22 protein-coding genes are annotated in these 19,725 nt (G+C 73.4%); 3 read left to right on the forward strand and 19 right to left on the reverse strand.

Features of this window, described 5'->3' with window-relative positions:
* Positions 1 to 20: 20 nt before the first annotated feature.
* From ACIP4O_RS24710 to ACIP4O_RS24785, 16 genes are all read right to left on the reverse strand, one after another.
* A complete protein-coding gene (locus ACIP4O_RS24710; RefSeq protein ID WP_401577592.1) occupies positions 21 to 254 on the reverse strand; it encodes a ferredoxin in 234 nt (77 codons plus the stop codon).
* Positions 251 to 1,429 carry a GTP-binding protein gene (locus tag ACIP4O_RS24715; protein WP_401577594.1) on the reverse strand — a complete coding sequence of 393 codons (1,179 nt, stop codon included), beginning with the start codon at positions 1,427 to 1,429 and terminating at the stop codon, positions 251 to 253. The genes ACIP4O_RS24710 and ACIP4O_RS24715 overlap by 4 nt, the downstream gene beginning before the upstream one ends.
* 5 nt (positions 1,430 to 1,434) lie before the next feature.
* Positions 1,435 to 1,605: a 50S ribosomal protein L32 gene (rpmF, locus tag ACIP4O_RS24720; RefSeq protein WP_401577595.1), complete on the reverse strand. Its 171-nt coding sequence runs from the start codon at positions 1,603 to 1,605 to the stop codon at positions 1,435 to 1,437.
* A 140-nt stretch (positions 1,606 to 1,745) separates the two neighbouring features.
* A complete protein-coding gene (gene rpsR / locus ACIP4O_RS24725; protein ID WP_401577597.1) occupies positions 1,746 to 1,985 on the reverse strand; it encodes a 30S ribosomal protein S18 in 240 nt (79 codons plus the stop codon).
* Between the two features lie 39 nt (positions 1,986 to 2,024).
* Positions 2,025 to 3,188: a CobW family GTP-binding protein gene (locus ACIP4O_RS24730; protein ID WP_401577599.1), complete on the reverse strand. Its 1,164-nt coding sequence runs from the start codon at positions 3,186 to 3,188 to the stop codon at positions 2,025 to 2,027.
* Positions 3,185 to 3,439, reverse strand: coding sequence for a type B 50S ribosomal protein L31 (locus ACIP4O_RS24735; protein ID WP_401577601.1), 255 nt, complete (start codon positions 3,437 to 3,439; stop codon positions 3,185 to 3,187). Before ACIP4O_RS24735 ends, ACIP4O_RS24730 begins: the two co-directional genes overlap by 4 nt.
* A 562-nt stretch (positions 3,440 to 4,001) precedes the next feature.
* Entirely contained in the window at positions 4,002 to 4,235 is a 234-nt protein-coding gene (locus tag ACIP4O_RS24740; RefSeq protein WP_401577602.1) for a hypothetical protein, read from the reverse strand.
* Positions 4,236 to 4,491: 256 nt separating this feature from the next.
* Complete coding sequence (locus ACIP4O_RS24745; RefSeq protein ID WP_401577604.1) at positions 4,492 to 5,127, reverse strand: sigma-70 family RNA polymerase sigma factor; 636 nt, start codon at positions 5,125 to 5,127, stop codon at positions 4,492 to 4,494.
* 284 nt (positions 5,128 to 5,411) lie between these two features.
* Positions 5,412 to 6,194: a hypothetical protein gene (locus ACIP4O_RS24750; protein ID WP_401577606.1), complete on the reverse strand. Its 783-nt coding sequence runs from the start codon at positions 6,192 to 6,194 to the stop codon at positions 5,412 to 5,414.
* A 166-nt stretch (positions 6,195 to 6,360) separates the two neighbouring features.
* The gene (locus ACIP4O_RS24755) at positions 6,361 to 6,879 is read right to left on the reverse strand and encodes a copper chaperone PCu(A)C (RefSeq protein WP_401577608.1); all 519 of its coding nucleotides are present in this window, start codon (positions 6,877 to 6,879) and stop codon (positions 6,361 to 6,363) included.
* On the reverse strand, positions 6,879 to 9,161 hold the full coding sequence (locus ACIP4O_RS24760; RefSeq protein WP_401577610.1) for a heavy metal translocating P-type ATPase: 2,283 nt from the start codon (positions 9,159 to 9,161) through the stop codon (positions 6,879 to 6,881). Before ACIP4O_RS24760 ends, ACIP4O_RS24755 begins: the two co-directional genes overlap by 1 nt.
* The gene (locus ACIP4O_RS24765) at positions 9,161 to 9,385 is read right to left on the reverse strand and encodes a hypothetical protein (protein ID WP_401577612.1); all 225 of its coding nucleotides are present in this window, start codon (positions 9,383 to 9,385) and stop codon (positions 9,161 to 9,163) included. The genes ACIP4O_RS24760 and ACIP4O_RS24765 overlap by 1 nt, the downstream gene beginning before the upstream one ends.
* A gap of 193 nt (positions 9,386 to 9,578) precedes the next feature.
* Positions 9,579 to 10,268, reverse strand: a complete 690-nt coding sequence (locus ACIP4O_RS24770) for a DUF5134 domain-containing protein (RefSeq protein WP_401577614.1) — start codon at positions 10,266 to 10,268, stop codon at positions 9,579 to 9,581.
* Positions 10,265 to 11,803: a PepSY-associated TM helix domain-containing protein gene (locus tag ACIP4O_RS24775; protein WP_401577616.1), complete on the reverse strand. Its 1,539-nt coding sequence runs from the start codon at positions 11,801 to 11,803 to the stop codon at positions 10,265 to 10,267. The genes ACIP4O_RS24770 and ACIP4O_RS24775 overlap by 4 nt, the downstream gene beginning before the upstream one ends.
* A gap of 424 nt (positions 11,804 to 12,227) precedes the next feature.
* Positions 12,228 to 12,704, reverse strand: coding sequence for a DJ-1/PfpI family protein (locus ACIP4O_RS24780; RefSeq protein WP_401577618.1), 477 nt, complete (start codon positions 12,702 to 12,704; stop codon positions 12,228 to 12,230).
* A complete protein-coding gene (locus ACIP4O_RS24785; protein WP_401577620.1) occupies positions 12,677 to 13,273 on the reverse strand; it encodes an ATP-binding cassette domain-containing protein in 597 nt (198 codons plus the stop codon). The genes ACIP4O_RS24780 and ACIP4O_RS24785 overlap by 28 nt, the downstream gene beginning before the upstream one ends.
* On the opposite strand from ACIP4O_RS24785, the gene ACIP4O_RS24790 reads away from it, so the two are divergent.
* Both ACIP4O_RS24790 and ACIP4O_RS24795 read left to right on the forward strand, forming a co-directional pair.
* Entirely contained in the window at positions 13,264 to 13,692 is a 429-nt protein-coding gene (locus ACIP4O_RS24790; RefSeq protein ID WP_401577622.1) for a hypothetical protein, read from the forward strand. The genes ACIP4O_RS24785 and ACIP4O_RS24790 overlap by 10 nt on opposite strands.
* Positions 13,689 to 14,912 carry a carboxylesterase family protein gene (locus ACIP4O_RS24795; RefSeq protein ID WP_401577624.1) on the forward strand — a complete coding sequence of 408 codons (1,224 nt, stop codon included), beginning with the start codon at positions 13,689 to 13,691 and terminating at the stop codon, positions 14,910 to 14,912. The genes ACIP4O_RS24790 and ACIP4O_RS24795 overlap by 4 nt, the downstream gene beginning before the upstream one ends.
* Positions 14,913 to 15,271: 359 nt before the next feature.
* On the opposite strand, the gene ACIP4O_RS24800 is transcribed toward ACIP4O_RS24795, so the two are convergent.
* The gene (locus ACIP4O_RS24800) at positions 15,272 to 15,697 is read right to left on the reverse strand and encodes a YjbQ family protein (RefSeq protein ID WP_401577626.1); all 426 of its coding nucleotides are present in this window, start codon (positions 15,695 to 15,697) and stop codon (positions 15,272 to 15,274) included.
* Positions 15,698 to 15,750: 53 nt separating this feature from the next.
* On the opposite strand from ACIP4O_RS24800, the gene ACIP4O_RS24805 reads away from it, so the two are divergent.
* Complete coding sequence (locus ACIP4O_RS24805) at positions 15,751 to 16,857, forward strand: FAD-dependent oxidoreductase (RefSeq protein ID WP_401577628.1); 1,107 nt, start codon at positions 15,751 to 15,753, stop codon at positions 16,855 to 16,857.
* Between the two features lie 55 nt (positions 16,858 to 16,912).
* On the opposite strand, the gene mltG is transcribed toward ACIP4O_RS24805, so the two are convergent.
* Positions 16,913 to 17,812: an endolytic transglycosylase MltG gene (mltG, locus tag ACIP4O_RS24810; RefSeq protein ID WP_401577630.1), complete on the reverse strand. Its 900-nt coding sequence runs from the start codon at positions 17,810 to 17,812 to the stop codon at positions 16,913 to 16,915.
* A 31-nt stretch (positions 17,813 to 17,843) separates the two neighbouring features.
* Positions 17,844 to 19,706: an ABC transporter ATP-binding protein gene (locus tag ACIP4O_RS24815; protein WP_401577632.1), complete on the reverse strand. Its 1,863-nt coding sequence runs from the start codon at positions 19,704 to 19,706 to the stop codon at positions 17,844 to 17,846.
* Positions 19,707 to 19,725 lie beyond the last annotated feature (19 nt).

The following is a 19,725-nucleotide window of genomic DNA, read 5'->3' on the forward strand; positions in this document are numbered from 1 at the left end:
CGGGTGCGGTACGGGGCCGCTCAGTGTCCTGTCCCCTCGTGCACGGTGATCGCGCCGGAGGGGCAGCGCCGGGCCGCCTCGCGAGCGTCCGCGAGGAGCGCGGGCGCGGGGCGCGGGGCGAGAAGGCGTACGAGGCCGTCCTCCTCGCCCTGGTCGAAGACCCGGGGGGCGGCGAGGACGCACTGCCCCGCGCCCACGCACACCCCGGCGCGCACCGTGACCTGTGGCGGCCGGGCCTCGCGGGAGGTGCTCATCGGGCCGGCGCCGCGAGGGACGCGTGCGCGTGGTCATGGGGCAGCGCGCACTCCTCGCCGGTGTTCCAGGCCGGGAAGGGATCATCGGCGGGGACCGTCTCGCCCGGGCGCAGCAGACAGTCGGTCAGGGCGGCGCGGAGCGCTTCGACGCGCAACTCCGTTCCGATGAAAACGACTTCCTGAGCGTCGGGCACCTCGCGGTCCCGCACGGCCGAAGGCTCGAAGCGCGCGACGGCACCCGCCTGCGACCACAGTCCCGTCACGTCCTCGCGCCCGGCGAGGGTGAAGAAGCCCTTGGAGCGCAGGATTCGCCCGTACCTGCCGCTGTCGATGCGCTCGGTGACGAACTCCCAGAGCCTGCCTGGGTGGAAGGGCGTCGGCGAGCGGAAGACGAGGGAGGAGATGCCGTACTCCTCGGTCTCCGGGGTGTGTTCGCCGTTGAGTTCACGCACCCAGCCGGGTGCTTCCTGGGCGCGGGCGAGGTCGAAGCGCCCGGTGTCCAGGAGTTCGCGCAGCGGCACCCGGCCACGTACCGCCGACAGCGGACGCGCGCGCGGGTTGAGCCGCGCGAGGACCGCGCGCAGCCGCTCCGCGTCCCGCTCCCCGACCAGGTCCAGTTTGTTGAGTACGAGGACATCGGCGAACTCGACCTGGTCGACGAGGAGATCGCTCACGGTGCGCTCGTCGTCCTCGTACGCGGCGAGCCCCCGTTCGGCGAGGTCGTCGCCCGCGTCCAGCTCGGCGAGGAAGTTCCTCGCGTCCACGACGGTGACCATCGTGTCGAGACGTGCCACCTCGCCGAGGCTCGCGCCGTCGTCGCGGGCGAAGGCGAAGGTCGCGGCGACCGGCAGCGGTTCGGAGATGCCGCTGGACTCGATGAGGAGGTAGTCGAAGCGTTCCTCCCGCGCGAGGCGGTCCACCTCGGTGAGCAGGTCGTCCCGCAGCGTGCAGCAGATGCAGCCGTTGGTCAGCTCGACAAGGCGTTCCTCGGTGCGGGAGAGCGCCGCCGGGCCGCCGCGTACGAGGGCGGCGTCGATGTTCACCTCGCTCATGTCGTTGACGATGACGGCGACCCGCAAACCCTCCCTGTTGTCGAGGACGTGCTGGAGCAGGGTCGTCTTGCCCGCGCCGAGAAAGCCGGAGAGCACGGTCACGGGGAGTTCACGCCCGGCCATCGCGCTCACTCCTCGGGGCGCAGCAGGCCGCGCCGGTAGGCCGCCACGAGGTGCTGGGGCACGCGGTGGGCGACTCCGTCCACGGTGACGGTGACGAGCTTGGGGGCGCTCGCCCTCCACTGCGCCCTGCGATGACGGGTGTTGGCGCGGGAGGTTTTGCGCTTGGGGACGGCCATGGGGCCTTCCTTTCTCTGGGGTTACTGGGGTTACCGGGGTTACCGGGGTTGCGGATCGGAGGCCGGTGGGGGCGGGGGCGTACGGGCGGTGTGCGGCGTAGTCGGGGCCGCGGTGGCCGTGCCGCGTGGGCGGCGGGTGGTCAGCGGCTGCTGTAGGGCAGGAGCGCCATCTCACGGGCGTTCTTGATCGCGGCCGCGAGCTGCCGCTGCTGCTGAGCGCTCACCCGGGTGACGCGGCGGCTGCGGATCTTGCCGCGGTCGGAGATGAACTTCCGCAGCAGGTCGGTGTCCTTGTAGTCGATGTACGTGATCCCGGCGGCGTCCAGCGGGTTGGGGCGCGAGGCGCGGGCGTCACGGCGGCGGTGGGTGGGACGGGGCACGGGAGGGCTCCTGGGGTACAGGTCAGTGGAGGGAACCGGTCAGTGGACGGGGTCGAGGAACTGGTCGAAGGAGGCCGGGAAGTCCTTCCACGCCTGCGTGCCGCCGGCCATTTCGGCGTCGGTCAGCAAGCAGGAGGCGAGGACGGCGGCGATGCCTTCGCGGTCCAGGTCGGGTGAGGTGAAGACGAGGTGCTGCTCGCGGTCGCCGTGTTCGGGGTGCCAGTCGAGCGCGGCGGCGGCCCGGCGCAGCGGCGGTACGAGATCCCAGGCGGCGTCGGGGAGTCCGCGCAGCCAGGGTCCGGCGGCCTCCACGCACAGCGCGCCGCCGGCCGCGTCCCAGTGCAGCAGCGTGTCGGGCCGGTCGGCGAGCCAGAAACGGCCCCGGCTGCGTACCGCCGCGCAGCACAACTCCTCCAGCGCCTCGAAGAGGCGCCCGGGGTGGAAGGGCCGACGGTGGCGCCATACGAGGGTGCCGATCCCTGCCTCGTGGGCTTCCTGCGGGAGGAGTGCCATCGCCGGGTGCTGGGCCGCTGCCGCCGCCTCGGTGTCGAAGCCCTCCCGGAGCAGGCCGCGCAGTTCGGGGGAGCCCAGCGGCAGGCGCGTTGCGGTGGGGTGCAGTTGGGCGAGCAGGGCAAGATCGTCGGGGTCGTACTCCTCCTGCTGTCCGGCGAGTACGAGGACGCGCGGGTACTCCAGTTGCCGGGCGAAGGTGTCGCCCACGGTGCGTTCGTCGGTCGACGCGGCGGCGAGACCGGCTTCGGCGAGGTCGTCTCCGTTGCCGAGGCAGGCGAGGACGAGGGCGGGGTCCACGGCGGTGAGCACGGTGCCGAGGCGCAGCGACTCCCCCGCGTGCGCGACGACGACCTCGGCCATCGCGCGCGGTTCGACGGAGTCCCACAACTCCACGAGGGCGAGGCGCGTCGTGCCGTCGTCCGCGAGCCGCCGCAGCTCGGGGACCAGGTCCTCGCGCAAGGCGCAGCAGGCGCAGTCGTTGACGAGGGGCGTCTCACCGGTGGCGCGGGTGCCGGAGGCATCGCGCACCTCGCGCACGACCGCTCCGGAGAGGGCGTCGCGCAGGTCGTGGTGGAGTGCGACGCTGCCGGGTACGACGCTCAGCAGGTGGTCGACGGTCCTCGCCCGCGCCTCGGCGTGCAGCCCGGCCACGAGCACGACCGGCAGGGGCGAGCTGTCCCGCGGCCTCATCGGCCGGTCCCGCGCCCGTAACGCCGTTCGAAGCGCTCGACCCGCCCCGCGGTGTCCATGACGCGCGCGGTGCCGGTGTAGAAGGGGTGGCTCGCGGACGACACCTCGACATCGACGACCGGATAGGTGCGGCCGTCCTCCCACTCGACGGTCCGTTCGCTCGTCATGGTCGACCGCGTCAGAAAGGCGAATCCGGCCGCGCGGTCGCGGAAGACGACGGGGCCGTACGGGGGGTGGATACCGGTCTTCATCTCTGTCCTTCGTACGTGCGCGGACGTGCTTTCCCACGCCTCGCGGGGCTCCCGCGCGGACTGCTCCGCAGCGGGTCGGGAGACAGCATACGACAATGGTTTTCATTACCGATACACCCCTCGTCGATCCGGCCCCGTGCGGCCGACGACACCCGCCGGCCGGCGACCGTCGGCCGGCGACCGACGGCCGCCGATCCGGCAACTCGGCGTCTCCCGCGGAACAGCCACCGCCGCGACGCCGCCGGAGGAATCCGAGCGGATACGCGTTCGCGCCTGTCGGCTCACCGGGCAAGACGGTCGCAGCCGTCGCCCGGGAGCTGGGCAGAGGCGGGCTGGACGCGAAGGCGGGGCCGGTCCCGGACCTGACCGGCCGCGCCTTCCGCACGGAGCGCCCCGCGATCGAGGCGGTCCGCGTCACCTCCCGGCAGTCGAGGGCCGGCTCCCTCTTACCCGCTGGACCCGGCCATCCGCGAAGTCGTCCGGTCATTCGCCGGTCGGCGTCGTGCCCCACGGTCGGGCGGGTCCCTCCGCCTGGAGGCCGGGGCTTCGCGCCGAAGCACCGTCAGGCGCCGAACACCGCGTCCAGGCTGCCCGCCTTCGCCTCGTTCACGAGGTCGGCGAACTGGGTGGGGCTCATCTGGACGCGCTGGCCGAAGTCGTCGGTGAGGACGATCCGGCGATCCTCGGTGGCGGCGGGGTCCACGAAGAGCTGGGGGCAGCCGCAATTGCAGTTGCCGCAGAACGTGGCAACCGGTTCGAGGGAGGTCAGGTCGAGGACGCTGGGCTCGTGGGTCATGGGGGCACCTTCCGCCGGGGCCGCGCTCTTGGTGGCGGCCTTGGACGAGGCGGATGTACCCGCGTATGGCCGGGAGTTCACTCTTGTCGTCCCTCCGCGTAACCGGGGAACTCCCCTCGGTACCGCACCGACTACCGAGGGGGACGTGCGCCCGCCGGGACGAGGACGGAGCGGGCGCGCGTCCAGCCCAATCCTTGTGCGTGCGGACGGGGTGCGGCTTCCCGTCCCGTCCGCACGCTTCCGGAATGCGGCCGGGCTATGCCGCGAGGGCCCGGCTTTCGGTCTCCTCCTCTCCCTGTTCCAGTCGCGTGGTCAGGGCGCTGCGCGCCCGTGCGACCCGGGAGCGGACGGTGCCGATGGGGCAGCCGGCCTCTCGGGCGGCCTCCGCGTAGGAGAGCCCGAGGAGCTGGGTGAGCACGAATGCCTGGCGGCGGTCGTACGGGAGCGCCGCCAGGAGGTCCTGGAGCACCACCCCGTCCTCGAAGCCGGGCAGTCCGGTCGGCTGGTTCCGCTCGACGGTCAGGCACCAGTCGTCGGTGTCGGCGAGCAGGGGGCGCGCGGCGGCCCTGCGGAAGTCGTCGACGACTGCGCGGCGCGCGATGGCGAGCAGCCAGGTACGGGCCGAGGAGCGGCCCTCGAAGCGGTGCAGTGTCCGCAGCGCGCGCAGGAAGGTGTCCTGCGCGAGGTCCTCGGCCGCCTGCGGATCGGCCGAGAGGTGGGCCACGTACCGCACGACATCGCGGTGCAGGGCCCGTACGAAGGCGTCGGCGGCCTCGCGGTCGCCGGCGCGGGCGGCGAGTGCCCAGGCGGTCGCGGCGGAGTCCTCCGCCGTTCTGTCCCGGGGGACGGTGGCGCGCTGTGGCCCGCGCGGGGCGGGCAGCGTGGTGTTCATCGCCAGGTGAGTCCTTCACGGATCGGTCCGGGGACGGCGGAACACACGGGCGGCGTGCGGACACGCGGCAGGGCGGGCCGAAGCCTGCCTGCGGTTCCGGGTCTCCGGTGAAAGGGGGCACCCTGGCCCTCGGGGGCCGGGTGTGCCGGAGGACTCCTCGTACGGATGAGGCGTGCCGACGCCGGTGCGGCCGGCCGCCGCTCCGTGCGGGTACGCCACCGGGCGGCCGGTCGGGGACCGGTCGCGTGCGGCTGGATGCGTCCTCCGGAATGCCTGCCGCGTCGTCAGGACGCGGCGAGCACCCCCGGTGGCCCGCGCCGCTCCAGGGCGCGGGCACAGCGCAGCCCTTGGGGCAGCCGGTCGCTGAGGCCCTTGCGAGGGCGCAGGCGACGGCGGGGCGCGGGCAGCGGGGCTGTGCGGAGGAGGTGGAGCGGGGCGCGCAGCCAGCCGGTGACGGCGCGCAGGACCTGGAAGACCGCGCGCTCGCCGTGGGCGAGCCAGATGCCGCAGACGAGGGCGGCCAGGACGTGCGCCGCGAGCATGCCGGTCGAGGACATTCCGCCCATGTCGTGGCCCATGTGGGCCATGGGCGCGAGCGATCCCGAGTGGTCCATGCCCGCCATGTGGCCCATGGCGGAGTGGTCCATCCCGGCCATGCCGGAGTGGTCCATGCCCGCCATGAGGTCGGCTCCCCCGGCTCCGCCACCGGCGCTCACGGGGCCGCCCGCGTCGATGGAGCACAGGTTTTCGTACGGGGACGCGGTGAGCGCGGCCGTCGTCGTACCGCCTGGCGGACCTCCTGCCGGACCGAGGGCGGACTGCGCGGCGGTGAAGGCGCTGTGCAGGACGCCCTGGGTGGCGACGGCGAGGGCGGTCACGAGCCAGGGGCCGCGCTCGCGGGCGGCGAACCACCAGCCGGGGAGCGCGAGGGAGACGAAGGCGACGGCGAGTACCCAGAGGGGCAGCGGGGTGGCCGACATGAGGACGTGTCCGGTCGCGGCGAGCGTCACGGAGACGGCGGCGAACATCGCCGCTCTCAGCACGCGTCCCACCGGCCCGGCCTCCATGGCGCCTCATCCTCCCATCGCACGGCGCCGGAGAACACGGCGGGGCGTCCGGCTCGCCACCTTTGCCGGAAAGGTCATGTAAGGCGGGGAGTTGTGGCATATGCGAGGGTGATATTCGGCGCGCGTGCGGCCGGGACGTTCGGCCTTCTCAGGAGTCACGGACGGGCTACGGGCGGGGCAGCCCGTCCGTGTCCGCGCCGGGGCGGACCACGACGGCGTGGACCGTGCGGGGCGCGCCATGGGCGAAGCGCAGAGTGAAGGAAACCTCGTCTCCGGGTCGCCACGCGCTCTTGGGCCGTACGGTCACGTCGATGCCGTGCGGAGCCATGGTGAGCCCGTCCCCGGCCGGTACGCGTACGGAGCCCACGGGCTGCCGGTACGCGGCGCCGGAGGTCGTCATGCGGTGGCGGCTGAGCAGGGGGGACGTGGTGGTGTCGGGCGAGGTCAGGCCGGTGAGCAGGTCGGCGGAGCCGCCGTCGTTGCCGAGGGCGAAGAAGGCGGCGGTCTCCGGGGTCGTCCCGAGCGGCTGGTAGACGTACGCCTTCGTGACGGTGACATGCGCGGGGCTGCCGGCGCGTCCGCTCGCCGTCCAGGCGCCGAGACCGGCGAGCGCCAGGCCCGAGGCGAGGACGGGGACGCCGACAGCGGCGAGCGGGGCGCGCAGGCGAGCGAAGGTGCCGGGCATCAGAAGGCCGCCCTCGGGGACGGGCGCCGCCGGGCGGCGGCGGGCGCGGGTTGCCAGCGGCGCAGCCGGAGACTCCCGAGCACGACGAGGACGGAACTGAGCGACATCGCGGCGGCGGCGAGCATCGGGTCGAGCAGGCCGACCATCGCGAGCGGGATCGTGACGACGTTGTATCCGAAGGCCCACAGCAGGTTTCCGCGAATGGTGGCGAGCGTGCGGCGCGAGAGGCGGACGGCGTCGGCGAGCGCTTCGATGTCGTCCCGTACGAGGGTGACATCGGCGGCGCCGATCGCGACGTCCGTGCCGGTGCCCATCGCGATGCCGAGGTCGGCGCCCGCGAGTGCCGCCGCGTCGTTGACGCCGTCGCCGACGACGGCGACGCGCCGGCCCTCGTCGCGGAGCGCGCGGACGAGTCCGGCTTTGCGCTCGGGGGTGCAGCGGGCGTAGGTCTCGGTGATGCCGAGCGCGGCGGCGACGGCTCGCGCGGGTTCCTCCTCGTCGCCGGTCGCGAGGACGGGGCGTACGCCGAGGCGGCGCAGCCGGTCCACGGCGTGGTAGCTGCCGGGACGGACGACGTCGCCGAGTGCCAGGAGCGCCTCGGGCCGGCCGTCGACGCGGACGAGCACCGGGGTCTGGGCCGCGTCGAGCGCGGCGGTGCGGGCGGCGTCCAACTCGGGGGGCAGAAGGCCGTCTGCCGTGCCCGCCTCGACCAGACGCCCCTCCACGTGCCCGCGTACGCCGGTGCCCGGGCGTGCGGCGAAGTCGCTGAGCGCGGAAGCTCTGACGGCGCCCTCGGGCAGCGTGCGTTCGGCGTGCGGGACGAGCGCACGGCCGAGCGGGTGTTCCGAGCCGGTCTCCACGGTCGCGGCGAGCCGCAGGGCCTCAGCGGTGCCCACGCCGTCGGGGCGGGCGGTGAGGGCGGTGACGGTGAGGTGGCCGGTGGTGAGGGTGCCGGTCTTGTCGAGGACGACGGTGTCGATGCGGCGGAGGGCTTCGAGTGCCTGGGGCCCCTTGACGAGGACGCCGAGCTGGGCTCCGCGCCCGGTCGCCGCCATGAGCGCGGTCGGGGTGGCGAGTCCGAGGGCGCAGGGGCAGGCGACGACGAGGACGGCGACGCAGGCGGTGAAGGCGGGTTGCGGATCGGCGCCGGCGCCGAGCCAGAAGCCGAGAACGGTCACGGCGAGAGCGAGGACGACGGGGACGAAAACGCCCGCGACGCTGTCGGCGAGGCGCTGCGCGCGGGCCTTGCCCGCCTGCGCCTCGGTGACCAGCGCGGTGATCCGGGCGAGTTGGGTGTCCGCGCCGATCGCGCTCGCGCGGACGAGGAGGATGCCGCCCGCGTTGACGGCGCCCCCGGTCACCGCGGAGCCCGGCCCGGCCTCGACCGGTCGGGTCTCCCCCGTGACGAGGGACAGGTCGAGCGCGGAACCGCCCTCGACGACCTCGCCATCCGTCGCGACGCGCTCGCCGGGGCGGACGAGGAAGACCTCGCCGACCCGGAGCCGGTCGGCCGCGACGACCCGTTCGACGCCCCCGTCCCGTACCGTCACCTCCTTCACGCCGAGTGCGGCCAGTGCGCGCAGGGCCGCGGAGGTGCCGTGCCGGGCGCGGGCCTCCAGGTGGCGGCCGACGAGGACGAAGAGCGGGACGCCGACCGTGGCTTCGAGGTAGACGTGGGCCATGCCGTCCGAGGCGGTCGGCAGCAGTGTGAACGCCATGCGCATGTCCGGGTCGCCCGCGCCGCCGAGGAAGAGCGCGTAGGCGGACCAGCCGAAGGAGGCGAGGACGCCGAGCGAGACGAGGGTGTCCATCGTCGCCGTGCCGTGCCGCAGCCCGCGCCAGGCCCGTTCGTGGAAGGGCCGCGCGCTCCAGACGGCGACGGGCGCGGCGAGCATGAAGCACAGCCACTGCCAGTTGCGGAACTGGAGGGCGGGCACCATCGAGAGCACGAGGACGGGGACGGCGAGGAGGGCGGTGATCAGGAGGCGCGGCAGGAGCGGCGACACCGGTTCCTCCTCCCCCGCGGTGGCCGGTGCGGGCAGCCGAGCCGTGTAGCCCGCCTTCTCGACGGCGGCGACCAGCTTGTGCGGGGCGAGCCCTTCCGGGTGGCTCACGCGGGCCGTGCCGGTGGCGAGGTTGACGGTGGCGCTGACGCCGTCGAGCGCGGCGAGCTTCTTCTCGACGCGGCGCACGCACGCCGCACACGTCATGCCGCCGACCAGGAGATCGGTCGTGTCGAGGCCGGATGCGGGCGCCGTACGGGGCGCGGAGGCGGTGCCCATCAGTGCCCCATCCCGTCCATGCCGTCCATGCCGCCGTGGTGCGGGTCGGGGTCCTCGTCGTGGTGCGAGACTCCGCGCAGGTCGGGGGCGACGGGCCCGGCGAGGTGCCCGACACCGTACGAGACGGTGAAGAGGCCGGCGAGCAGCAGCAGAAAGCCCCCGAGCAGCGCGTACGGCACGGGGGTGGCACGCCGTCCTGCGGGCGGCGTCACCGAGTGGTCCATGAGCGGGGCTCCGGCGTGAGAGCGCGTGGGGCGCGTGGGGCGTGTGTACGGTCCAGGAGTCGGACGCCCGGCACGGTGAGTTCCCCGGCCCGCGCGTGACCCGCGTCACACAATGGACTCCTGTCACACCGGCCCAGGAACCACCGCGCTCCCGGGGCCGTGCGGCAGGAGTCCGTCCACTCGCCGTACCGGCTCACACCATGACGACGAACATCACCGCCATCCCGAGCGCCATGAGACCGTGGCAGCCGAGGTCCCAGGCCGCGTGGACCGCGCCGCCCGCCGCCGTACCGCCGCCGATGCCGCCGTCCGCGCGGCCGGGATTCGCCGTACGAGGGACAAAGCGCCCGGCATCGAAGCCCCGCGCGAGCCACCACAGGGCGAGGGCGAGGAGAGCGAGCGCGAAGAGGCCCGCGCTCCAGCGATCGCCGGTACCGCTGAGTGTCATCGCGGCGAGCGCGCCGGGCGCCGACATGTCCATCCCCGGCATGTCGTGGGCATGGCCGCCGCCCATGCCGTCCATGGACATGCCCGAGGACATCGCGGCGACCATCCAGGCCATGGCGGCGGTCATGACGGCATGGGGCAGGGCCGCGGCGAGCGCCCGGCCGCGCGATTCGACCGCGTTCGGCAGGGCGAGCGCGATCAGGAGGAACCACGCGGCGGCGGCGGAGAAGAAGACCACCTGGGGGGTCGCGGGCAGGTCCATGCCCCACTCCCAGGCCATGGCGAACATCGCGAGGGCCATGACGGCGTGCAGGACGTGCGCGAGGCGCGCGGTCCACGGGTGCGAGCGCGCGGTGACGGCGCGCCAGAGGCCGTACGCGGCGAGGGCGACGAAGAGCAGCGTAAGTATCCAGCGCAGCCCGGTGGCGGCGATCATCGGGCCAGCTCCTTGGGGTTCTCGTCACGGGGGTTGTCGTCGCGAGGGGTCTCCTCGCGGGCGGTGGCCGGTGCGGGACGCGGGGCGCTGCGCGCGCGGCGGGTCCCGGCGAGCGCCAGGTCCATGAGCAGGAAGCAGACGAGCGGCAGACCGAACAGCGGCAGGAAGTACGCGAGTACGGCGCCGACGACGACGAGCGGAGCCATGACCTTGCCGGGCACGCGTCGCCAGGCGCCGCGCGCGGGTGGCCTGCCGAACCTGCGCCCGCTCGCACGGGTGGGCCTGCGCAACCACCACATGCGGTAGCCCATGAAGAGCATCCCGATGAGGGCGACGGCGATCAGGGCCAGGACGATCTGGTTGGCGAGGCCGAAGAGGAGCCCCATGTGGGCGTCGATGCCCCACCGGGTGAGCTTGGCGAGGAGGGGGAAGTCGTCGAAGAGCTGCTTGTCGGTGATCTTTCCGGTGGTGGGGTCGATGGCGACCGAGTCCTGCTGTTCGGGCCAGTGCCGGGTGTTCTCGCCGACGACGTACGTACTCTTCGCGTCGGCGGGCGGGGTGATGACCAGTTTGCCCCGCAGACCGTCGGCACGGGCGATGCGAACGGCCTCGTCGAGATCGATCCGCGCGGCGGAAGCATCCGAAGCACCGTCCGAGCCATTCGAGCCGTCGCCTCGTCCGACAGCCGTCGAGACAGCGGGAGTCGCGCCACCCAGTGAATCCTGGATCTTACCGATGTTCATCCCGGCGTGCGCGGACCACGTGAGTCCGGTCGCCGACAGGGCGAGGAAGCCGATCGAGACCCACAGGCCGACCGCTCCGTGCCAGGACAGGGTCCGCTTGCGGCCCTTCGGCTCCCGGCGCGGCACGAAGAGCTTGCGCAGTCGTGCCCGGCCGCGCGGCGAGCCCACCCACAGCGCGAGTCCGCCGAGCACCTCGACCCACAGCCAACTTGCCGCGATCTCGCTGTAGTTGCGACCGAAGTCGCCGAGGTGGAGTGTGCGGTGCAGGCTGTCGAACCAGGAGCGCACGGGCAGCCACTCACCGAAGGTGCGGAGCTGTCCACGCACCTGCGCGTCGTAAGGGTTGACGAAGGCGGTCTGCGTGTAGCCCTCGGGCAGTCCCTTGACGTTGAACGTGACACGCGTCGTGTCCTCGCGACCCTCGCCCTTGGTGATCGAGACGAGTTCGCCCCCCGGTATCGCCGCGCGCGCGGCGTCGACCTGGGCGTCGAGCGGTCGGGCCTCGCCGTGCGGGGTGACCTTGAGCTCGTGGCGATAGACGACCGACTCGATCTGCGGGGTCGCGGTGTAGAGGAGCCCGGTGACGGCGGCGACGAGAAGGAAGGGGCCGATGAGGATGCCCGCGTAGAAGTGCAGGCGGAGCAGGAGGGGGCGTAGTCCGCTCCAGGCGCCGCCGCTTCTGGGGGTGGGCGTCGCGAAGCCCTCGTCCGGGGAGAGGGGTTCGGGGGGAACGGCCGCCGCGGACCGGCCTTGCGCGGGCGGTGGCGGAACGGCGGAAGTGGTCTCGGTCATCGGCTCTTCCTCGTGCGTGGACCGGCGGGGCGGTGACGTACAGGAGTCGGTGCGAGGCGTGCGGGAGTTCCCGCGCAGACGATGTGACGCGGATCGCGCAGGAGCGTAGGAGGTACGCGGACGGCAGGACAGCCCTGGGACCGAAGGTGGCCGAGATGCGGTGTGCACCGGTTGCGCCGGGAGGGATCAAAGGCAGGAAGTCGGCGCGCGGGCACCACCGGTTCCCGAGGAGGAGTGCGACGCGCCTCACGAGCGAACCCGGGCGGCAAGGCACCCCGTTACCAGCGAGTACGTGCCAGGATCGGCAGGCCGGGCCACGGGGAATGCGCCTTCCCGAGCGTGGCCCGGCCCTCGCCCGCCGGTCTCGGGCGGTCGCCACGCCCGCCTCCCCGGTACGGGCCGCGACCGGCGGGCCCCGCTTTCCTCAGCCGGTTTCCCGGTCGGCGCGCCAGGCGGTGCCGCGCCGCTCGTACTCCATGATCCGTTCGACGGAGAGCGCGAGTTCGGCCCCGCACTCCCGCTCGACGAGCCACAGGGCGAGGTCGATCCCGCTCGTGACCCCTCCGGCCGTCACGAGGTTCCCGTCGTCCACGACGCGGGCGTCCACCACCGTGCCGCCGTGCGCGGCCAGCTCGGCCTTGACCAGATGGTGCGTCGTGCAGGGGCGCCGCCGCGTGAGCCCGGCCGCGGCGAGGACCATGACGCCCGTGCAAACACCCGCGACGGTCACTCCCGCCTCCTGGGCGCGCACGAGTGCGCGATGCGTAGCGGCGTCGCCTGTCAGCCACTCCTCCCCGCCCGGCACGATCACGACATCGCCCGCCATCGGGTCCCACACGTCCGGTACGACGTGTCGGCTCCCGAAGAGCGTGGTCACCTCGCCGGGGGCCGAGGTGCGCACGTAGGTGGCCGAGACGTCGCCGCCCGCGTGGGCGGCGTTCCCGCCGCGACCGGCTCGCCGTCCTCCACCGCGGCCGCCTCGCGGCCGCCGGATCCGTCCTCGACGTGCTCACGCCGGACCTTCCGCGGGAGGTCTTCGGCGTGCGGGCGAGTGCCGAGCGGCACGCGGACGGGGTCATTCGGCTCCGGTACGCGGCGGAGCCGCTGGCCGGGGCCGGGCCTCCGCTCGCGGAGGCGGGAGGGGAGAGCGCGCGTCCGGAGTGAGGCGCCCACCGGCCATGGTGAGCGTCCCGGTCGCCGTGCCCGGTCCCGGCCCAGGGTGTGGCTGACGAGCAGGACCGCCGTGCCGTACCGCTCCGCCGCTTCAGCGAGGACGTCGAGGACCCGGCGCGCGGTCACCGGGTCGAGCCCGGCGGTCGACTCGTCGGCGACAAGGAGGGCGGGGCGGGCGCCGAGCGCGCGCACGAGCGCGGCGCGCTGGAGCTGTCCGCCCGAGAGCGCGTGCGGGCGGCGCCGCAGGGCGTCGGGGTCGAGCCCGAGCGCGCGGGCCGTGGCGAGGGATGCGCACACGGCCCGCTCCGGGTCCCATCGGCGGCTCCGTGGCCGTCCTCGTCTGGTGCGCGGTGTTCTTCCCGCTGCTGAACACCGGGGACACCGCCATGGCGCTGCTGGCGCTCGCCGGGATGGGCCTGATCATCGCGCCCACCCACTGCGTGCAGGGCGCCATCATCGCCGACACCTTCCCGGTGCGGGTGCGGTACTCCGGCACCTCTCTCATCCTCCAGGCCGGTGCCGTGCTCGGTGGTGGCCTGGCGCCCGTGATCTCCAGCGCACTCCTCGATTCGGTCGGCTCCTCGGCCGGGGTGACGTGGTATTTGGTGGGTGTCTGCGCCCTGAGCCTGGGCGGCGCTGTGGCTCTCTTCCGCATCGCTCCCGAGGCGCCGGCCGAGCGGGCACCGTCATCCCCGGAACTGGTGAGTGAGGCATGACCGACCGTCCCGTCGTCCGCAGCGGCCCCTTGCGGTACGCGACCGCCGAGCGCTTCGCCCGGCCCCGTCCCGCGGCGTCCGAAGCCCCTGCCGGGCCGGTCGGCGCCGTCTGCCCGCAGCCACCGTCCCGTCTGGACGCGGTGATGGGCCCACCCCTCGACCCGCGACCGCAGAGCGAGGACTGCCTCCACCTGGCGGTCACCGCTCCGGAGGGCCGACCGGCACCCGGCTCGCCGGGCCGCCCGGTGCTGGTCTGGTTCCACGGCGGCGGTTTCAGCAGCGGCGCGGGCATCCGCGACTGGTACGACGGCACTTCCCTCGCAGCGGAGCAGGACGTGGTCGTCGTCAGCGCCGGCTACCGGCTGGGCGCGCTCGGCTACCTCCTCCTCGACGGGGTCAGCGAGGGCAATCTCGGGCTGTGGGACCAGGTGGAGGCGCTGCGCTGGGTGCGTGACCACATCGCCCGTTTCGGCGGGGACCCGGGCAATGTGACGCTCTTCGGCCAGTCCGCCGGCGCGTTGTCGATCCGGCTGCTCATGGACGTGCCCGAGGCGCGCGTCCTCTTCCGCCGCGCGATCCTGCAGAGCGCGCCGCTGTCCATCGCCACCCAGACCGCGGACGAGGCGCACGAGCTCGGGCGTGTCTTCGCCGCCCACCTCGGCACCGACCCGCGCACCGCCGCACCGGAGCGGCTGCTGGCAGCGCAGGCGCTGACCGCCGCCGAGCAGCGGCGTCGTACGGGGAGTTTCCTGGCTCCGCCCTTCGGACCGGTGTGCGCAAGGGGACCGCTGTCCAGCACCACCGGCCTGCCCGCCTTCGCGGAGGGTGCCCCGGATGTTCTCTACGGATGGAACGCCGACGACATGTCCGCCTTCCCCGAGGGCCCGCAGGACACCGGGAGCGTTGCCGAGCGCACCCGTCGCGCCTACGAGATCCCGCTCACGGCCCTGCGCCGGGAACTGGAGAGTGCCGGGGCCGAGGTGTACGGATACCGGCTGGACTGGCGTCCGCCCGGCTCCCCGTACGGAGCGACCCACTGCGTCGAGATCCCCCTGCTCCTGGGCTCGGCGGACGCCTGGCGGGACGCCCCGATGCTGGGGGATCTCTCCTGGCAGGAAGTGGACGCGTTCGGCCGTCGCGTGCGGTCCGCCTGGGCCGCGTTCGCCCGCGAGGGGAACCCGGGCCCGATGCCGGCACCCATGGTCGCGTGGGACTCCTGATACGCGGCCCCGCCCTCTCACGACGCGCATCCCATCCGGCCGCCCACCACTGCCCGGTGCGAGGCGGCCCGTGCGGCAAGGGAAGCGGGCGCGGCAGGCACCGACGAGGCTACAACCAGGCTGTCCGGCCACCGGCCGCTGTCGATCTCCGCGACAGCCTGCCCAGCTCGTCTGCCACGTCGTCTCCGACGCCGTCCTGCGGGGCCGACGACCACGGTTCGTCCGAGCAGGACGGTGCCCCGTTCATCACCCGGGACGAGCCTGGCCCCACCCGAGGCGAAGGGCTGAGGCGCCGTCACACTCTCCTGGACACTCACGTAGCGCAGGGATCGCTCTGAAAGGGAAATGAGCGATCTCGCTCAGCCCAGGAAGCTCAGCCGCACCTGCCGGTCCGGGTTGTCCACGTTCGTGTCCACCAGGCATACCGACTGCCACGTGCCCAGGGCCAGGTGGCCGGAGGTTACCGGGAGGGTGGCGTGTGGGGGGATGAGGGCGGGGAGGACGTGGTCGCGGCCGTGGCCGGGGGTGCCGTGGCGGTGGTGCCAGGGGTGGGTGGGCGGGAGGAGGGTCTGGAGGATGGCGAGGAGGTCCTCGTCGCTGCCCGCGCCGGTTTCGAGGATCGCGAGGCCCGCTGTCGCGTGGGGGACGAAGAGGTTGAGGAGGCCGTCGCGGCCGGCGGCGTGGGTGGCGAGGAAGCGTTCGCAGTCGGCGGTCAGGTCGTGGACGGTCTCGTGGCCGCCGGTGCGGATGCCGAGGGTTTCGGTGTGGAAGGTCATGGGGGACATCCTCGCGCAGCGGGTGCGGGAAGATCCGGCGGCGCGGCGTCGTTGGTGCGGGTGTGAGTGAGGACAGAGCGGTGGACGTCGTCGTGGTCGGTGCCGGGCAGGCGGGGCTCTCGGCCGCGTATCACCTGCGGCGGACGGGGATGGAGTACGTGGTGTTCGACCACGCGCCCGCGCCCGGGGGTGCCTGGCAGTTCCGGTGGCCCTCGCTCACGTACGGCAAGGTCAACGGGATGCACTCGCTGCCGGGCATGGAGCTGACCGGGGCCGATCCCGCGCGGCCCTCGTCCGAGGTCGTCGCGGGGTACTTCCGCGCCTACGAGGAACGGTTCGCGCTGGCGGTGCGGCGGCCCGTCGACGTGCGCGCGGTGCGCGAGGGCGAGGGCGGGCGGCTGCGTGTGGAGACCTCGGACGGTACGTGGTCGGCGCGCGCGCTCATCAGCGCGACCGGCACCTGGGACCGCCCCTTCCGGCCGCGCTACCCGGGTCAGGACAGCTTTCTGGGTGAGCAGCCGCACACCGTGGGATACCCGGGTCCCGAGTACTTCGCGGGGAAGCGAGTCGTCGTGGTCGGGGGCGGGATATCGGCGACGCAGCACCTGCTCGAACTCGCGCCGTACGCGGCGGCGACCCGTTGGGTGACGCGGCGTGAACCGGAGTTCCGCGAGGGGCCGTTCAACGAGGAGGCGGGACGCGCCGCCGTGGCGCTCGTGGACGAGCGGGTACGGGACGGGCTGCCGCCGCGCAGTGTCGTCTCCGTGACGGGGCTGCCCCTCAACGACGCGATCCGCGCGGGCCTCGCCGACGGCACCCTCGACCGGCACCCGATGTTCGCGCGGATCACGCCCGAGGGCGTCGAGTGGGCGGACGGGAGCCGCTTCGAGGCCGACGTCATCCTGTGGGCGACCGGCTTCAGGCCCGCCTTGGAGCACCTGCGGCCGCTCGGCCTGCGGGAGCCGGGCGGGGGCGTCCGCATGGAGGACACGAAGGTCGTGCGCGATCCCCGGGTGCACCTCGTCGGGTACGGGCCCTCGGCGAGCACGATCGGCGCCAACCGGGCGGGTCGGGCGGCCGTGCGGGAGATCCGCAACCTGCTCGGCGAAGCGTCCTCGCCCGCCGCCGTACCGGAACCGGAACCCGGCCTCGTACCGGCAACCGTCTGAGCCACCGCCGCCCCTCCCCCCCCTGCTCCCCCACTCCCACTCCCCCCTCCCCCGCTCAGGAGGAAGCGCTCGGACCCGGCGAGCTGTGGAGCTTGTTGAACTCGGCCACGTTCTTCCGGTGCTCCGCGTAGTCGCTGGTGAAGCGGGTGTCGCCGCGCTTGACCGTGACGAAGTACAGCCAGTCGCCCTCTGCGGGGCGGGTCGCGGCGCGCAGTGCCTGGGTGCCCGGGTTCGCGATGGGCGTGGGCGGCAGGCCCTTGTGGACGTACGTGTTGTAGGGGGTCTTGCTGCGGGTCTCGGAGGTCTTGGTGTGCAGGGTGCTGCGGCCGAGTCCGTAGTTCAGGGTCGAGTCCATCTGGAGCGGCATGCCCTCGTCGAGCCGGTTGTAGACGACGCGGGCGACGCGGGCCATGTCCTTGTCGGTGGCCGCCTCGGCCTGGACGATGCTCGCGACGGTGACGAGTTGGTAGCGCGAGACGGCGTTCTGCTCGGCGCCGGCGGCGACGGTGCCGCCCGCGTAGGTGCGGTTGGCCGTGTCGACCATCGTGCTCAGCAGCCGCTCCGGGGTGGTCTTGTCGGTGATCGGGTACGTGGCCGGGTAGAGGTAGCCCTCCGGGTTGCCGCCCGCGTCGCCGGGGAGTGAGAGCCCTGCGGCGGCGGCCTTCTTGCCGGTCGTCCCCTTCTTCAGGTGCAGGGCGGTGTCGACGGCGGCGTACACCTGACTCGCACGCCAGCCCTCGGGGACGGTGAGCGTGGCGGCGTGCGTCGGGCCTTCGTCCTCGTCGCCGCCCAGGACGAACGGCACGGCGATCGCGGCGGCGACGGCGGCGAGGGCCGTGATGAGGAGGACGAGCCTGCCCCTGCGGGTGATACGGGTCCGGCGGCCGCCCGGCGGGCCCGGGCGGCCGGGAGCGGGGGTGGAGCGGGAGCGCGGGGGGCGCGAGGGGTCGGTCATAAGGGCACGTTAATCACTTATCGCCCGTTTTCTACGCCTTGACGATGGACGGCGGCGTGGAAGGCAGGATCACCGGCTCGGGAGCTTCGTCCCCGTGCGCCTCGCCCTGGCGGGAATCGCTGTGCACGAGGGCCGCGTAGGCGCCGTCGAGGGCGAGGAGTTCCTCGTGGGTGCCGCGCTCCGCGATGCGGCCGCCGTCGAGTACGACGATCTGGTCGGCGTTCCTGATGGTGGAGAGGCGGTGGGCGATGGTGAGCGTGGTGCGTCCGGCGGCGAGGGTGTCGAGCGCTTCCTGGACCGCGCGTTCGGTGCGGGTGTCGAGGGCGCTCGTGGCCTCGTCGAGCACGAGCACGGGTGGGTCGCGCAGGATGGTGCGGGCAAGGGCGAGACGCTGCTTCTCCCCACCCGAGAAGCGGTGTCCGCGTTCGCCGACGACCGTGTCGTAGCCCTGGGGAAGCCCCGCGATGTGGTCGTGGATCTGGGCCGCGCGGGCCGCCGCCCGCAGCTCCTCGTCGCTCGCGTCCGGTTTGGCGAAGCGGAGGTTGTCGGCGACGGAGGCGTGGAAGAGGTACGTCTCCTGCGAGACGACGCCGACGGCGCGGGCGAGGGTGTCGAAATCGAGGTCGCGCACGTCGACGCCGTCGAGCGTGACGCGCCCGCCGGTGACGTCGTACAGGCGGGGCACGAGCTGGCTCAGGGTGCTCTTGCCGGACCCGGTGGGGCCGACGACGGCGAGGGAGCCGCCGGCCGGGAGGGTCAGGTCGATGCCGTCGAGTACGGGGCTGTCGTCCCCGTACCGGAAGGCGACCTCCTCGAAGCGGACCTCGCCCTTGACCCGGTCGATATGGACCGGCTCCTCGCGTTCGGTGATGTCGACCGGGAGGTCGAGGTACTCGAAGATGCGCTGGAAGAGCGCGAGCGAGGTCTGCACCTGCACGCCGGTCGCGAGGAGGCTCACCGTCGGGCGGAACAGGCCCTGCTGGAGCGAGACGAAGGCGACGAGGGTGCCGAGCGAGATGGCGGCGCCGTTGGCCTGGGCGAGTCCGGCCGCCCAGTAGAGGAAGGCGGGCATCGCGGCCATGACCACGCTGATGACGGACATGCGCCAGCGGCCGGCCATGTTGGAGCGCACTTCGAGGTCGACGAGTTCCTCGGACTCGCGCGCGAAGGAGCGGGTGAGGGAGTCGGCGCGGCCCATGGTGCGGCCGAGCAGGATGCCGCTCACCGAGAGGGACTCGGTGACGGTCGCGGCCATGGTGGCCATCTGGCGCTGGCGCTCGCTCGTGATGCGCTTGCGCTCGCGTCCCACACGGCGGCTGACGAGGACGAAGACGGGGAGCAGGACGAGCGAGACGACGGTGAGGCGCCAGTCGAGCGCGAGCATCGCCACGACCGTCGCGATGACGGAGGTGGCGTTCGACACGAGGCTGGTGGCCGTCGAGGTGACCGTGGCCTGCATGCCGCCGATGTCGTTGGCGATGCGGGACTGGACCTCGCCCGTGCGCGTGCGCGTGAAGAAGGCGAGGGACATGCGCTGGAGGCGCGCGTAGACACCGGTGCGCAGGTCGTGCATGACGCGCTGGCCGACCGTGGTCGACAGGAGTGTCTGGAGGACGTTGAAGACGCTCGACAGGACGGCGCTGAGGATCATGCCCAGCGCGAGGAGGCTCAGCAGGCCCGTCCGTCCGTCGGGGATCGCGGTGTCGAGGATCTCGCGGAGGAGGAACGGGGTGACGACGGAGACGAGCGACGAGGCGGCGACGAGCAGGCCGACGACGGCGAGGCGGCCCCGGTAGGGACGGAAGAGCCGCAGGATGCGGCGGATCTGGCGCGGTTCCTGGTCCTCGCGAGCGGTGGTGGCGGGCGGGGTCCAGTTGATCTCGGGCGGGCGCATGGGCTCCTTCAACGAGGTG

Source organism: Streptomyces sp. NPDC088923 (assembly GCF_044749745.1).
Taxonomy (GTDB): domain Bacteria; phylum Actinomycetota; class Actinomycetes; order Streptomycetales; family Streptomycetaceae; genus Streptomyces.